Origin of the sequence: Staphylococcus sp. IVB6214 (genome assembly GCF_025558585.1) — a bacterium.
In the GTDB taxonomy this organism is placed as follows: domain Bacteria; phylum Bacillota; class Bacilli; order Staphylococcales; family Staphylococcaceae; genus Staphylococcus.
The window spans coordinates 152169-168922 of the sequence record NZ_CP094723.1 but is presented as its reverse complement, the minus strand read 5'-3'; the positions used below and the strand labels follow the sequence as shown (position 1 = coordinate 168922).

Sequence of the window (16754 nt, the reverse complement as noted above, 5' to 3'; positions counted from 1 at the left end):
TTCACCTCTTATTTTGGAAAGTGTACGAAGAGTTTGCCTTTTTTATCAAACGTCGGCACACTTTGACATAAATTGTTTACAACTTGTGCTTTTATGGCATCACACATCATTTCAAAAGATGTTAATGCGACTCTATGATATTCAAAAATAGCGTTACGTGAACCATTTTGCCTGTTGTTAATATTACTGCGGAGTTGTTGCAACGTATCTACTTGATCAATCCAATGGCTGTCAATTGCTTTGAGAATAACCTTTTGCATAAATCGGACATACATGTAATGATTGCCAATAACTCGTTCTTGTTCAACTAAGCGATCTTCAAATAATGCCACTAGCATGTCTACTACTGCTTGCTTATTATGTAAGTTCATGCCATTCAGATCACCGTCATATTGAAAACTGATATGTTGGTAAATATATGTTCTCAATGCTGTATGTTTATGTAATTGATGTTGATAGTACGCATCTTGAAACACCTCTCGTGCCAGCATGCTCAATGTCTCCATACTAAATGCTTCTTGTTGAAGTACGCGATTACGCTCAGCATAGACAATGTCTCTTTGTGCACTAATACTTTTCTCATATTCATTCGCCATCTCTCGAACTTGCTCTCCTTGTTCTTCCGACACACGTTGTGCCCGTGTGACAATCTGCTTCACACGTTGTTGAAACAACCGACTCTCTCGTAACATTTCGTCATCCACTCGGTCTAGTTTCCCATCTTCTAACAACTTGTGCTTGCCCCATCGTTCGACGATATAATCTTCTAGTGAAATGTAAAATTGAGACGTTCCTGGATCTCCTTGACGTCCAGCACGTCCTCGAAGCTGTCGATCGACACGACTATTCTCCATATGTTCACTCACAATAACCGCAAGACCGCCTAATGCCTTTACACCGTCCCCTAGTTTAATATCTGTTCCACGTCCGGCCATGCTCGTCGCAACAGTCACTGCTCCAAGTTGTCCCGCTTCCGCAATCATCTGTGCTTCTTTCGCCACGTTTTGCGCAATCAACAAGTTATTCGGAATATGGCGTTCAAAAAACTGCATAGAAAAATATTCTGCTACTTCCGCAGTGCGTGTGATTAATAACACCGGACGTTTTTGCTGATGAAGTGTACACACACGTTCAACAATCGCTTCGTTTTTCATTTCAATGTCTTTAAACACACGATCAGACATATCCACCCTTTCAATCGGCTTATCCGTTGGAATTTGCACAACGACTTTACTATATAGATCCAAAAACTCTTTCTCGCCAAGTTTACTCGTTGCTGACATTCCAGCAAACACTTCAAATTGCTTGAATAAGTTTTGAAATGTAATTGTCGTCATGGCACTCATGTCCTCCGATATGTCGACACCTTCTTTCGCTTCAATCGCTTGATGTAGACCGGATTGTAGCTTTGTCCCTGGCAACATACGTCCTGTGATACGATCAATCAATACGACTTCACCGTTGAATAGAAAATAATCTAAATTCGCCTCGAAAAGATGACGCCCTCTTAACGCCAAATTGATATTACGCACGAGATCAAACAGTTCTTTTTCATAAATATTTTCAACACCGAAGTAGTGATTAGCTTCTGTCACCCCTTTTTGTGTTAGCCATATCGCCTGTTCATCTTTCTTAACTTCATAGTGAACATCTTCTTCCAATGTCTCTACAAACGCCTTTGTAATTCCGAAAAGATTCGACTGCAGTCGTGGTGGTGCACCTGATATGACTAACGGTGTTTGCGCCGAATCTAAAACGATCGAATCGACTTCATCAATAATTCCATAGTAGAGCGATGGTAAAAACTTCGATTCGATACCATCAGCAAGATTATCAATCAAATAATCAAACCCTAAGCGCCCATTCGTTGTATAAATAATGTCATGCACATAGATCGCCGCTTTTTCACCTGGTGCATACTCATAATCAGGTTCATCGACAAAACCGAGAGAAATAGATAACCCAAGCCATTCAAACAATGGCGTCATCTCTTCACAATCACGTCGTGCTAAGTAATCATTCGTCGTGATTAGATACGCTCCCCGCCCCGTCAAACCATTCAAATAGAGAGGCATCGTTGCAGTGAGCGTCTTTCCCTCACCCGTCTGCATCTCAGCAATATGTCCTTCATGCAATACAATCGCACCTAGCACTTGTACATCTTTCGGATACATCCCGAGCACACGCCAACTCGCTTCACGTATCACCGCGTATGCTTCTGGCAACAGAGATGTGAGTGTCTCTCCATCCGCAAGTCGTTTACGAAATATTTGCGTCTGGCGTTTCAACGTCTCATCACACGCTTGTCGAAACGTATCCTGATAATCATTGATTTGCTTCAACGTCTTCTTTAGTCGGGATAATCGTCGTTTATTGACGATCCTATCCATCTGTCGTCTCATCATACGTCCCTCCATTCAACTGTTCCATATCCAAATATTGCAGCTGATGACTTGGTTGCAACAAAGGTGTGACAATCGACATCGGAAAATCAAATACAGTTGTTCGTCCGTATTGTCTTACTTCCACTGTTGCCACCTTTTCGGACACACTTTCTGTCACCCAAGCTGTCTCTCCCATAGCTGCTGCTAAATCATATGCCATTCGATTCGATTGCTGATCATATCCGATAAAATTAAGATGATACCCTTGTTGTAATGGACGTAAGCAATACACAATCGTATCTCTCACATCAAGGTCCCAATGCTCAATGAGAATCACATTGTCCCATCCTGCAATCACATCTCGTGACAGTCCATCAGATTCCTGAAAAATGACATTCATCACTGTACTATGTCCACTTTCTTGATATATGCGAGAAATATAAAGTTCTGGTTTATCCCCATCATTCTCATCGTACGCACTGACTTCAATCGATCGAAAATGTACTCTAGTCGCAGCCGCATTAATCAGTTGTAATTCATATGTAAAGGCCTCTGTTGGGTAGGTCACTACAATCTCTTTACTTTTAATGATGACCGGTTCTAATTCCGAACCATTTCGTCGTTTGAAGATCATTTTCGCATAAAGGTGTCCTTCAGGGATCACATCATAGTCAAAGCGAAAACGATATGTTTTTCCATGCTTCAAAATAGGTAACTGCGGTACCATTTTCTCCGCTGTATAATCTGTTATCATCTTCCATGTGTGCATGATAACTCCCGAAGGCATGCGTTCATTTTCAAACACTGTTTCATTCTCATGAAATGTCAACCGTGTTCCATACATAAACGTATCGGAGGTAATCTCTGTCCATCGAATGACATGACTTTTATTTTGCATGTTTCCGTCCCCTTCCAAACTGTTGCGCCAGAATCATATGAAAAAAATTTACAAACCAACTTGTAATCGTTGATGAATCATCATTATGACGGCCTGGAACACCACGACTCATCACACGCGCATGCTGTCTGCTTAAAATGGGAAGCATCATATCAAATGCTTGTCGGTCATAATCATCATGAGCCATATATGAAATCGCAAATGTTGTCTTTGATAGGTCAGCCTGATTAAACTGATCCCAAAATTTTTGATTCATCATTGTGAGCGATTCATCCGTCAAGTTACCTTGATTCTTATAAATCACATCAAGAGCTGTTCCGAAATCTTCTGGACGTACAAGTGCCATATTTTCCGCAATGGTTCCGAGATTTACTAAAGGCTTTCCAACAACTACTGCGGCAGGTTGTATTTGAGCACCATAATACAAAGCACCGAAAGAGCCCATCGATAATCCTGACAAGATAAGATCCTCTCTTTGAAAACCAAGTTCGTCCAACCGCTTCTGAATAACATCTTTAATCGCCTGTTCATATGAATCTGAACCGAGATAAAAAGCACCACCTTCTGTTCGTGGATCTCCAATCAGCATGAAGGGAGACTGGAGTTTATTCATCATAAAGTAACCTTCAAATCCCTCCGCAGAGCGATAACCACTAAAATATACATTGAGTGGTGGTTTGCGATCCCCCGGGTTAAAATAGTGAATAAATTCATCTGTATTCTCATTCACGTAGCGTTCGCCACCTAAAATAAACTGCCCCATATCAAGCCGAGACCATCGTTTGTGGACGGCACCTACACGGATAACACCTTGTCCTTTTGCATGCATGCTGACAACAATATACGCATCTTCTTCTCTCGGTGGAATCTCCAGTGGGACTTTCAAATCTTCTTGCCGACGAACAAACACCGTATCTACTTCGTTGTTTGAATTAAATGGTACAAGATGGAAACGATACTCAACTTCGACACCTTCCGACACTGTATACTGGGGCCACACTTGTATGATTTTGTGATGATCATAGATGAGATTTTGTTTCCATGAGAGTAGTGGTCGCATCTCTTGACCGAACACTCCTTGAACAACCAATACATCGTTGCCCTCGTAATGACTGTTCCCTTTGAAATTAGCATTCACCTGACATTGAATAGGCGAGATTTTATCCCCATATTGCCCGGGAAACGCGACAGCTCTCAACTTACAATGTCTATCACGCTCATCTAGATAAACGAACGGACGAATGATCTTTTGTTGAATAAGTGAATGATTGTCGAACTGTTCATCCCAATATATTTGATCAATATATGTTGAATAAGGTTCACTATAACGCTCTAAAACGGTCATTAACGTCTCTGAATAGGGCGCTTGAACATAAATGAGGTCGAATGGCCCCGACTCTTCCAAGGCATCAATGTCACTCACCCCTTCTATCGACGGTCTAAAATGCCATTCTGTATCCTTTTGTGGCGTAAAATACGTCGTCTCATCTATACCACCGATTTGTAACACTTTAAATTGTCGTGCCATCTGTTTCACCTTCTATCAATACATCTAACTGCGCAATAATCTTATCTGATGTATATTGCTTTGCTAACTTCATCGCATAGGCATAACTTTGATTCCAATTTTTCAGATGTTTTAAATACACATCTAATGCCGTCACAAGCTCCGTCTCACCAGCAACTATATATCCATTCATTCCATGCATCACATAGTCTGTCGCACAACGATTGATTTGTGGAAGCCCCGCACTCAAACAACAAATTTGTAAATACAAATCAGGTTCTTTCGATAAATCCACCACAACACGTAATGTTGAAATTGATTCAACCAAGTCAGATTCGAATGGTAAATACTTCATTTTGACATACTCAATCGGTTCCGGCTGCTCCATTAAATCTGCTTCTGTTTCCGAAACCGTATTTTCTGTGTTCAACTGTGTATTCACACGTGCAATTGCTTCATGTATCCATTGTGGATGTGCATGTGGTTTCTTTTCCGTTAATAGCGTTAAGCGTAAAGTGTCATCTTGTTCAAGATAACTAACTAGTTGTGACCACATCTTTTGACACATTGTTTCATCTTCAATATCTAACCAGACACCAATATATGTTTCGTGTAGTTGACTACTAATGTTCGACATCGTCTGCACATCAAAAGGTGTCACTCGCATCACAGGGTGTCCCCCTTGCACAACTGCCTGATGCGCTGTTAATATTCGCTCATTCTCAAGGGTATCCACTAACCAGTAAATGTTGGAAGCAGCAGGAGGTAATGCACGTTCGTCTAGATAATCCCGCTGTTGAAATACAGAAAAACAGAGCTTATGTAATTCAAAAAGCGATACAACCATCTGTTGATGTCGCTTATCCGCAGCTGCAATAACGACATCATCTGCTTCAAGTACCGTTGTACAATATGACTTCAAATACTCATGAATCACTGATGTCATCGACTGATATTGATTGTGTTTAAAATAATCTTGATATCGGGCATTCACTAAGACACTACCTGACTTCAAGCACTCCTGTATAATCCAATCACCTTCACCTGTCAGGTAACGTTGTTGCACTTCATCACCAAACGCATCAAAAAATATCACACTCGATACAAAACCACGATCATCAATCAAATACCGATACCGTAGAGTATTTTGTTGAAATACCTCTATCCATATCACATAGCCATCTTGGTTAAAGTGGATATTGGCATACATCTCATTCGGCATACACGCACGTATCATTTGAGACATTTGTAAAAACGCTGTCCCCTCTGGCCAATTCAACTCACGATAGTCCACTGCACGAGGTGTGCGATGGGTAAATCCTTGAATATCATCGAAGACAGACCAATACTCCACATCATAAAGGTCATATCGATGCAGAAAAGTACGTAAATCCGGTGCATAATTGAGTATGATTAATTGAAATGGGCTTTTATTTTTACGATGCATAGACATGAGACTGATCATATCATCAAAGGCGGTTACCGTACGTCTATGAATCAGTGGTTTCGCATTACTCTGCCACCATCGCTGTGCATCATACCAAGCCGGTACAAAATACTTCATCCTAATCTCCTTACCAATATTTTGTTAAAAACTGTCGATATTTATCAAAATAGAAATAGGTACGCATCGTCTCTGCGATATTCATACCGATATATATTAAGATCATCAATTGAATTGCAATATAAACTTGTTGTGACAAATGCGGCAACATCAACGACAAATAGAGTGGCACTCCCATAATCATGCCAACAATGAGTGTTCCCATCCAACAGATAATACGTGCCTTTTGATGAAGATATGTTTCAGTTTCTACGCCCGGTGAAATGCCATCAAAATAATGCCCTGCTTTCAAAAACTCCTTTGCCTTGAGCTTTGTATTAATGAGCAATCGTGAAAGTCCGTATCCCAACAAGATCTGTACAACAATATATAAGGTAACTCCTACTGGATGACTCAACTGCGTAACAGATATCGTTTTAATTGTGCCAGTCAAAAAATAAATCCCCATATTAAACAAGCTATTCAGCAAAATATAAACAGATAAGCTCATCATAATCGCAATACTCCCAGCTGGGTTCAGCTTCCAAGCAACAAATGATGTCACTTGCGTTTGTTCCACCTGCATGATGTTAAAGTATCCCAATCGATACTCTACCAATTCTAAAAATAATAAAATAACCATAATCATCACAATAGCACCCATAACGATAGCCATCGTACGACCATCCATTGAAAAGGAAGGCATCTTTTGATAAAAAAGTGTCCTAATAATGCTTAACAAAACAATAGGCATTGCACCTGCTATGCCATACCGCACATTTTGATCTGCCAACCAAATAAGCAACATTGTTCCTGTGACAAGAACAAGTAACAACATCCATATATTGACCTTCTCAAGTTGTTCCATTCGTATATATTGATGAATAACGAAGTATCCCTGTATGAGACTGAAAACAACCGTTAAACACTTCTCTTGACGATGACGTTCTCTACGTGTCTGTCGCAACATCTTCTCACTATTGCGATAGCGCCATAGCATTAGAATCACCAAAGCTGTCAACCACGGACCTAAACCCAATGTAAATACATTCAAGGTATTAATATTTCCACCTACATTTGAAACAGCTAGACGATAAAATGTCTCGTCATGCATCCGCATATCTGATTGATCTACAATCGTCATGTGGCTGCCTAATATGTATATCAATAAAATAAACAACGTAAACGCTGCTCTTTTATAAACAATTTTATATTCGTACTGATAAAAAATACGATGTAATAAATTTTTCTTCACTTTAGACCTCTTTTTCACATAATGCCAAAGAGACAATAGGAGAAGGGATAGCACTTGATCATTCGCTGAGTCCCTGCCCCATGTCTCTCTAACACATGTTTTATTACTTATAATCGTGTCTATTATTCTTGATGTTTGTCTTTTCTAGATCGTTTCATGAAACCTAATCCACCGAGTATTGCAGTAATTGCTCCAATCATACCCACATTATCAGAAGGTGACGATTGACCTGTATCCGGAAGTTGTCCTTTAGCATGTGTAGCTATTCTCGGCACATCCTTCATCACAATACTGTCTAGTGTTGGCGTATGTGATAACGATTCACTTGTATAAACCGAGTCACTTGTCGACTTAGGCTCGCTCGCATGTACTGTACTTGAATCAGATTGACTGATCGATGTCAACGATGGCGCATGTGGTGCTTTTCGGAATCCAGCCAAAGGCGCCAATGAATTCGCAGTGATATCACTAATCAATACCGATGTGCTTAATGATTCACTTGTCGATACTGAACTACTTACTGATAATGATTCGCTGAATGATCTTGAAGTACTTTCGCTTATCGATTCTGAATCACTGATTGACGTCGATTCACTCTCACTTGTTGAAACTGAAGCGCTCAGTGACATTGACTCGCTCTCACTTGTTGATGCTGATTCACTCGCTGACATTGATTCACTCTCGCTTGTTGATGCTGATTCGCTCGCTGATATTGACTCACTCTCACTTGTTGATGCTGAGCCACTCATTGATGTCGATTCGCTTTCACTTGTTGATGTTGAGCCACTCATTGATGTCGATTCGCTCTCACTTGTTGATGTTGAGCCACTCATTGATGTCGATTCGCTCTCACTTGTTGAGATTGAAGCGCTCAGTGACATTGACTCGCTTTCACTTGTTGATGCTGATTCACTCTCGCTTGTTGATGCTGATTCGCTCGCTGATCCAGAGTCTCTTTCTACATTTTCCGAGTTACTTTCTGATGTTGATGTACTTTCGGAAATTGATACACTTTCACTCACCGATTCTGAATCACTGATTGATGTCGATTCGCTTTCACTTGTCGAGGCTGATTCACTCAGTGACATTGATTCGCTCTCACTTATCGATGCTGATTCGCTTGTTGAGACTGAACCACTCAATGATGTCGACTCGCTCGCTGATCCAGAGTCTCTTTCTACATTTTCCGAGTTACTTTCTGATGTTGATGTACTTTCGGAAATTGATACACTTTCACTCACCGATTCTGAATCACTGATTGATGTCGATTCGCTCTCACTTGTTGAGACTGATTCACTCAGTGATGTCGACTCGCTCTCACTTACTGATACTGATTCACTCAGTGATGTCGACTCGCTCTTACTTACTGATACTGATTCACTCAGTGATGTCGACTCACTCGCTGATTCAGAGTCTCTTTCTACATTTTCTGAGTTACTTTCTGATGTTGAGATACTTTCTGATATCGATGTACTTTCACTCACTGATGTCGATTCACTCTCGCTTACTGATACTGAGCCGCTTATTAATGTAGACTCGCTTTCACTTGTCGATACTGAAGTGCTTAATGATATAGACACTCTTTCACTTAATGATGCCGACTCACTCGCTGATACAGAATCTCTTTCTACGTTTTCCGAGTTACTTTCTGATGTTGATGTACTTTCGGAAATTGATACACTTTCGCTCACCGATTCCGAATCACTGATTGACGTTGACTCGCTTTCACTTGTTGATACTGATTCACTCAGTGATGTCGATTCGCTCTCACTTGTTGATACCGACTCACTCTCGCTTGCTGATACTGATCCACTCGCTGATGTCGATTCACTCTCGCTTACTGATACTGATTCACTCAGTGATGTTGACTCGCTCTCACTTGTTGATACCGACTCACTCTCGCTTGCTGATACTGAATCTCTTTCTACATTTTCCGAGTTACTTTCTGATGTTGATGTACTTTCGGAAAGTGATACACTTTCACTTGCTGATTCTGAATCACTCAGTGATGTTGACTCACTCTCACTTGTTGATACTGATTCACTCAGTGATGTCGACTCGCTCTCACTTATTGATACTGATTCACTCAGTGATGTTGATTCTCTTTCACTTGTCGATGTTGATTCACTCGCTGATACTGAATCTCTTTCTACATTTTCCGAGTTACTTTCTGATGTTGAGATACTTTCTGATATCGATGTACTTTCGCTCACCGATTCAGAATCACTGATTGACGTTGACTCGCTTTCACTTACTGATATTGAATCACTCAGTGATGTCGATTCACTTTCACTTGTCGACACTGAGCCACTTATTGATATCGATTCGCTCTCGCTTGCTGATGCCGACTCACTCGCTGATTCAGAGTCTCTTTCTACATTTTCCGAGTTACTTTCTGATGTTGATGTACTTTCGGAAATTGATACACTTTCGCTCACCGATTCGGAATCACTTATTGACGTTGACTCGCTTTCACTTGTTGACACTGAGCCACTCACTGATGTTGATTCGCTTTCACTTGTTGATACTGATTCACTCACTGATGTCGATTCGCTCTCGCCTACTGATACTGATTCACTCAGTGATGTCGACTCACTCTCGCTTGCTGAGACTGAATAACTCGCTGATACAGAATCTCTTTCTACGTTTTCCGAGTTACTTTCTGATGTTGATGTACTTTCGGAAATTGATACACTTTCGCTCACCAATTCGGAATCACTTATTGACGTTGACTCGCTTTCACTTGTTGACACTGAGCCACTCACTGATGTTGATTCGCTCTCGCTTGTTGATGCTGATTCACTCTCGCTTGTCGATACTGAAGTGCTCAGTGATGTTGACTCGCTTTCGCTTACTGATATTGATGTAGATTCACTTGCGCTTATTGAGTTTCGTCTTACATTTTCTGAGTTACTTTCTGATGTTGAGATACTTTCTGATGTCGATTCACTTTCACTAATCGACGTTGACGTACTTTCACTCTCTGATAATGACTGACTCTCACTCACCGATCTACTTCCTGAAACCGATGTACTTTCGCTTTCAGACAATGACTGACTTGCACTCGCCGATCTACTTCCCGAAACTGACATGCTCTCGCTTTCGCTGATTAATGTTGACGTACTTTCGCTTGCTGACTTGCTTCCTGATACCGATGCACTCTCACTAATTGATGTCGATTCACTTGCACTTATTGAGTTTCGTCTTACATTTTCTGAGTTGCTTTCTGATGTTGAAATACTCTCTGATATCGACGTGCTTTCGCTCTCTGATTCGGAATCACTGATTGATGTTGACTCACTTCCACTTACTGATAATGAATCACTCAATGATGTCGATTCGCTCTCGCTTACCGATACTGATTCACTTGCTGATTCTGATTCGCTTATTGATGTAGACTCGCTTTCACTTGTCGATACTGAAGTGCTTAATGACGTTGAATCAATTTCACTCACTGATATTGACTCGCTCTCACTTAACGACACTGAGCCACTCACTGATGTCGATTCGCTTTCACTTGTTGATACTGATTCACTCAGTGATGTCGACTCGCTTTCGCTTACTGATACTGATCCACTTATTGATGTAGATTCACTTGCGCTTATTGAGTTTCGTCTTACATTTTCTGAGTTACTTTCCGATGTTGAAATACTCTCTGACGTTGATGCACTTTCACTTTCAGACAATGACTGGCTTTCACTCACTGATCTGCTTCCCGAAACCGATGTGCTCTCACTTTCGCTGATTGATGTCGATGTACTTTCACTCTCTGACAATGACTGGCTTTCACTCACTGATCTGCTTCCTGAAACTGATGTACTTTCACTAATTGAAGCTGATTCACTTGCGCTTATTGAGTTTCGTCTTACATTTTCTGAGCTACTTTCTGATGTTGAAATACTCTCGGACGTTGATGCACTTTCGCTCACTGATCTACTTCTCGAAACCGATGTGCTCTCACTTTCGCTCACTGACGTCGACGTACTTTCGCTTTCACTAATTGAAACTGATTCACTTGCGCTGATTGATGCCGACGTACTTTCACTCTCTGACAATGACTGACTTGCACTCACTGATCTACTTACTGAAACTGATGCGCTCTCACTTGCGCTGATTGATGTCGATGTACTTTCACTCTCTGACAATGACTGGCTTGCACTCGCTGATCTGCTTCCCGAAACCGACATGCTCTCGCTTTCGCTTACTGATGTCGATGCACTTTCAGACAATGACCGGCTTTCACTCGCTGATCTGCTTCCTGAAACTGATGTACTTTCACTTTCACTAATTGAAGCTGATTCACTTGCGCTCACTGACGTCGACGTACTTTCACTTTCTGATAACGACTGACTTTCACTCGCTGATCTGCTTCTCGAAACCGATGTGCTCTCACTTGCGCTCACTGACGTCGATGTACTTTCACTCTCAGATAATGACTGACTTGCACTCACTGATCTACTTACTGAAACTGATGCGCTCTCACTTGCGCTGATTGATGTCGACGTGCTTTCACTCTCTGACAATGACCTACTCATACTCGCTGATCTACTTCCCGAAACTGATGTACTCTCACTTGCGCTGATTGATGTCGACGTACTTTCACTTTCAAACAATGACTGGCTTGCACTCACTGATCTACTTCCCGAAACTGATGTGCTCTCACTTACACTTGATGATGCCGATGTACTTTCACTCTCTGATCTACTTCTCGAAACCGATGTGCTCTCACTTGCGCTCACTGACGTCGAAGTACTTTCACTCTCGGATAATGACTGACTTGCACTCGCTGATCTACTTCCCGAAACTGATGTGCTCTCACTTGCTGAGTGACTCACGGATGTCGATGTGCTTGTGCTCACTGAGCGACTGATTGAATCACTTGTGCTTGCACTTACAGAACGACTCACGGATTCCAATACGCTAATGCTTTCCGACGTTGATTGACTCTCGCTTAATGACGTCGATGTGCTTACGCTTGTACTCAATGATGTTGATGTACTTGCACTTGTCGACAATGATTGACTTCTGCTCGTTGAGATTGATGCGCTTTCCGACGTTGATGTACTTTCGCTCTCTACCAACGACTGGCTCAAGCTTGCTGATTGACTAGCGGATACCGATGCACTTGTGCTTTCGGACAATGACGTGCTTGTACTTGTTGAAGCACTCTGACTGTTGCTTTGACTGATTGATTGATCACGTTCACTCACAGACTGAGAGTTTCTAGTTGAAACGCTGTTTATTATTGATTGTCTCTCAGATTGACTTCTTGACTCTATTTCACTAAAACGACGACTTGCTGATTCCGATTCACTCTCTTCAGCAAGAATGGATCTAGACTCCGAAACAGAATTAGAATAGTCTGCATTTCGTGAATCAATTTCACTATATAAATCACTGAGCGATGCAGAACGACTATTGGACGCATCATTGCTCGTAGACTCTCTAGTAGAAATACTTTGTGATCTTGAAATGCTATCGTGTTCTTCTATTTCAATCGATCGACTACAAGAATCACTTATTGACCCCTCAATATACGCACTTTCTGATGCACTTCTTGATGCTGAATCATCACCAAGACTACGTGATTCACTCTCACTGAGCCTTTGACTTTGCCATTCTGATTCACTTTGCTCCTCGGATCTTCTAATAGACAAGCTTTCTGATTCTTCTGCTCTATGTCCTGCACTGCTATTTGGTGTGAGGATATCGTGATAATAGTTCACACGCCCTTGTGACGGATCATCTTGTGTTGCATGTGGTATGAAGCAATAATCTAGCTCTTGAGATGGATCAGAAATTGGGACTGTTACGATTGATGTCAAACCATAACCTTCATTTGCAATTGGTCCTGTTAAAACACCGGATGTCCAAGTGTAGTCCTGATTACCAGTCCACTCATGAACCGCAACATTTTGTGATTTGCCATTCCTAAAAACATCCGTATTATACCCTGGTAATGTCAAACCAATTCTCGCTGGCACTGGTGCACCAAATCCTGGACTTAGCTTCAATAACGGGTATGTCCCCTGTCTCGTACTTGTAATCGTCACGTCTTTAGGTAGATTTGGCGTTTCAATATTTGGTGTATCTGGATTGTCATAAGATACCGTATAGATAAATGTAAGTTGGTGACCATTGTTGAGTACTTTCAATTTATAGTAAATTGGTAAGTCTACTTTTGTATCTCGTCCAGAACCAGTAAATACTTCTTCTGCTGGAATTCTTGAAGCAGCACTATAATACGAATGATGTACTGAACGAAAAGCTGCGCCACCTAAATGTTGTAAATCATTTTTAATTGTTTTTGAAATAAATGCTGACTGTGAATGTGTCATTTTAGCCGTTGATGTATGTGCAGGGGTGTCATTATCCTTCGCTATGAGTGATGCAGACTGTTCGTGATGTAAGCTTTCCGAAGTTGTCGTACTTGTAGAAGTATCTGACTGTTCGTGTCGTGATGATGTTGATGTTTCAGTATGAGACAATGATGTAGAAGTATGCTCCGTTGACGTTTCTGAAACAGATTGGCTATCTGATACTTCAGAAGTTGATGTAGACTCACTGTTAAGTGTGAGTGACGTTGTACTATCTTCTGATTGTGATGTGTCACTACTATTTGTTAATTGATCTTCGCTTGATACAGAAGTTTCACTTACAACTTGTGATTCATCGAGAGTTGATGATTCACTCTCTATTGTTTGCTATTGATCAATTGCCACTGAAGTTTGATCTCCAATGGTTTGACTATGTACTGTAATTTCCGATGCGATGGGCGTTTCTGAAGCTGCTAAAGCATGTTGATCGTGCAACATGTTGAAAGTAAATAAACCACCCGATATGGCAGTGGTTTTCAACGCATTGTCTTTGATTCGGCTACCGATCGTTGCTGTATCGTCATTTGTTTTCTCAACCGTATCAGTTAACAACGACAAGCCTAGCATCTTTAGCAACTGAAATTCTCTAATACCTGCTTTGACCCAGTTTTTACCAGACTTATACAAACGCACTCTGGCTTTTTCTTCACTGAGACATTTTTTGAATTCTCTCATTTTTCTCGTCATTGCAAATCTCCCGTATATAATTTTGATATCAACATAACGTATATCTTTCATTCTTTAATCTATCGAAATATATAGCTATTCTGATATTCTACACACAAGTGATTCTCTTACACAACTAAATAATTATTTTTATTTAAATGTTCCTAAGACAAAGTATCAATATAAACGCAATGAGAATTCATTAAATAACAAGGCGGCGGAAACCTTGTATTCCCACCGCCATGCATGTAATCTCTCTTAAAATATAGGCAATTGCACAATAAAAACCATATAAGAAATTGGGGCATAATAAGTTTGTTTTCTGTGAAAGCAACAGTCTCCCAACGTCGTGATATCAGTGTTCAAGAAGCAGGGCTTTCGGCAGAACGTCACAATTCTTCAAAATAAAAAGCTATTTTGTGAATTGCTTGGTTTCTGCTCAATCCCTAAACGCTTCTTTCACAACCTCGTCCCTACGATTAGTTAATTATTTATTCGTAACATTTGATGCGCTAATTGTCAGATACCCTAACTTTTTATACTCTATCTGAATTCTCTTGAAGAATGCTTTTCAGTTTTTCTAAAAAGAATTGAGCACTGTTCGATAAAGGTTTGCCGCGTTTCCAAATGATACTCAATTTGGATGTTATCTTAGGTTCAAGCGGAAGAAATATCAATTCGGTACCGGTTGTATTGATAATTCCATCTAGTGTCACTGCATGTCCAACATTTTCCTGTACGAGTAGCGATGCATTATATAGCAAGTTATATTGCGCTACAATATCTAACGATGCTTCATCCAGTTCTAGTTGGTTTGCAAGCATCCGCGTTGTTCCTTGTTGTGCCGATACGATCAAAGGTATCCCAATTAATTGTTCCGCAGTGACACGCGTACAATGTGCGAACGGTCCATTTTTCTGTGTTAACACCCCCCATATATCTTCGTCATTCAATGACAGGGTTTCATACTCCACTTTGTTAATGGGTTCCACTATCACACCGTAATCTAACAAACCACTGTCTAACTGTTCTAATACTTGTTGTGCGTTGCCACTCTGTATATGAAATCGTGTGTTCGCATACGTTTCTTGAACCTCTTTTATCGCTTTGGCAATTGAAATAACCGCTCGAGATTCTGCTAATCCAATCGTGACATTTCCATACATATCATGGCTTTTGGCTAAGTTTGATGTTGTCGCATCAACAAGGTTTAAAATATTCTTCGCTTGTTCCGCTAGATAACGTCCTTCTTGTGTTAATGTCATATGTTTTCCTTTTCTCTTGAACAATATGACACCTAATTCTTCTTCTAATCCTTTCAGTTGACGAGACAACGTTGGTTGGGTGACATGTAATAACTGTGCAGCTGCACTGATATTCCCTTCTGATACAACGGTTAAAAAATAACGTAAGACTCTATTTTCCATCTGCTCACTCCTATGCTTATAAGGCATAATTATACATTCATTATAGGTATTGGTAATATCATTCTCTTCATTATACGATAAGGTTACATACTTTTTATACTGATTGGGGTGAAATAAATGGTTCATTATTTGTGGGACGACATACTCATCGATACTCCGATACATGTCGACAATCCACTTTTTACAAAAATTCATGAAGTCGTTGATGAGAATGCACCACACGTCATGCAATTGAACACACAACTACATTCAGAAGATGAGAAGCGCAACAGACTTGAAGAGATAACGGGACATCCCATCGATTCTTCAGTTCATATCAACTTGCCTTTCAATACAGACTTTGGCAAACATATCTCAATCGGCAAACATGTGTTCATCAACAGTAATGTCATGTTTACAGATCTCGGTGGTATTACTCTAGAAGATCACGTATTGATTGGTCCTCGTGTCAACTTGATAACGGTCAATCATGATATCGATCCACAAACAAGGCGATCGCTCATCTTGAAACCCATTACGATCAAGCGCAATGCATGGATTGGGGCTGCTGCAACCATTTTACCCGGTGTAACGATTGGTGAAAATGCAGTCGTTGGTGCCAATGCTTTAGTCACAAAAGATGTGCCGCCTAACACCATCGTTGGTGGCAATCCTGCACGTATACTCAACACTATTGAATCATCATAGGAGGCATTAT

Annotated in this window: 10 protein-coding genes and 1 pseudogene; 2 read left to right on the top strand and 9 right to left on the bottom strand. The window is 40.7% G+C overall.

Annotated features, from left to right (window positions below):
- Positions 1–8 precede the first annotated feature (8 nt).
- The 7 genes and pseudogenes from secA2 to MUA51_RS10840 all read right to left on the bottom strand — a co-directional run.
- Positions 9–2402: an accessory Sec system translocase SecA2 gene (secA2, locus tag MUA51_RS00795; protein ID WP_262560840.1), complete on the bottom strand. Its 2394-nt coding sequence runs from the start codon at positions 2400–2402 to the stop codon at positions 9–11.
- Positions 2383–3282, bottom strand: coding sequence for an accessory Sec system protein Asp3 (gene asp3, locus MUA51_RS00790; protein WP_262560022.1), 900 nt, complete (start codon positions 3280–3282; stop codon positions 2383–2385). The genes secA2 and asp3 overlap by 20 nt, the downstream gene beginning before the upstream one ends.
- Positions 3272–4810, bottom strand: a complete 1539-nt coding sequence (gene asp2, locus MUA51_RS00785) for an accessory Sec system protein Asp2 (protein ID WP_262560021.1) — start codon at positions 4808–4810, stop codon at positions 3272–3274. Before asp2 ends, asp3 begins: the two co-directional genes overlap by 11 nt.
- Positions 4794–6353, bottom strand: coding sequence for an accessory Sec system protein Asp1 (asp1, locus tag MUA51_RS00780; RefSeq protein WP_262560020.1), 1560 nt, complete (start codon positions 6351–6353; stop codon positions 4794–4796). The genes asp2 and asp1 overlap by 17 nt, the downstream gene beginning before the upstream one ends.
- 10 nt (positions 6354–6363) lie before the next feature.
- Positions 6364–7587 carry an accessory Sec system protein translocase subunit SecY2 gene (gene secY2 / locus MUA51_RS00775; protein ID WP_262560019.1) on the bottom strand — a complete coding sequence of 408 codons (1224 nt, stop codon included), beginning with the start codon at positions 7585–7587 and terminating at the stop codon, positions 6364–6366.
- Positions 7588–7709: 122 nt separating this feature from the next.
- Positions 7710–7871 carry an LPXTG cell wall anchor domain-containing protein gene (locus MUA51_RS10845; protein ID WP_481906618.1) on the bottom strand — a complete coding sequence of 54 codons (162 nt, stop codon included), beginning with the start codon at positions 7869–7871 and terminating at the stop codon, positions 7710–7712.
- A 180-nt stretch (positions 7872–8051) separates the two neighbouring features.
- Positions 8052–12122, bottom strand: a pseudogene (locus tag MUA51_RS10840) (hypothetical protein); the annotation flags it as partial.
- On the opposite strand from MUA51_RS10840, the gene MUA51_RS10775 reads away from it, so the two are divergent.
- Positions 12091–12363 carry a hypothetical protein gene (locus MUA51_RS10775; protein WP_276580944.1) on the top strand — a complete coding sequence of 91 codons (273 nt, stop codon included), beginning with the start codon at positions 12091–12093 and terminating at the stop codon, positions 12361–12363. The pseudogene MUA51_RS10840 and the gene MUA51_RS10775 sit on opposite strands and share 32 nt — an antisense overlap.
- A 1928-nt stretch (positions 12364–14291) precedes the next feature.
- Here MUA51_RS10775 and MUA51_RS00760 read toward each other — a convergent pair.
- The gene (locus MUA51_RS00760; RefSeq protein ID WP_262560018.1) at positions 14292–14651 is read right to left on the bottom strand and encodes a KxYKxGKxW signal peptide domain-containing protein; all 360 of its coding nucleotides are present in this window, start codon (positions 14649–14651) and stop codon (positions 14292–14294) included.
- 515 nt (positions 14652–15166) lie between these two features.
- Positions 15167–16057: a LysR family transcriptional regulator gene (locus MUA51_RS00755; RefSeq protein WP_262560017.1), complete on the bottom strand. Its 891-nt coding sequence runs from the start codon at positions 16055–16057 to the stop codon at positions 15167–15169.
- Between the two features lie 117 nt (positions 16058–16174).
- Here MUA51_RS00755 and MUA51_RS00750 point away from each other — a divergent pair, with 117 nt between their 5' ends.
- Positions 16175–16744: a sugar O-acetyltransferase gene (locus tag MUA51_RS00750; RefSeq protein ID WP_262560016.1), complete on the top strand. Its 570-nt coding sequence runs from the start codon at positions 16175–16177 to the stop codon at positions 16742–16744.
- Positions 16745–16754 lie beyond the last annotated feature (10 nt).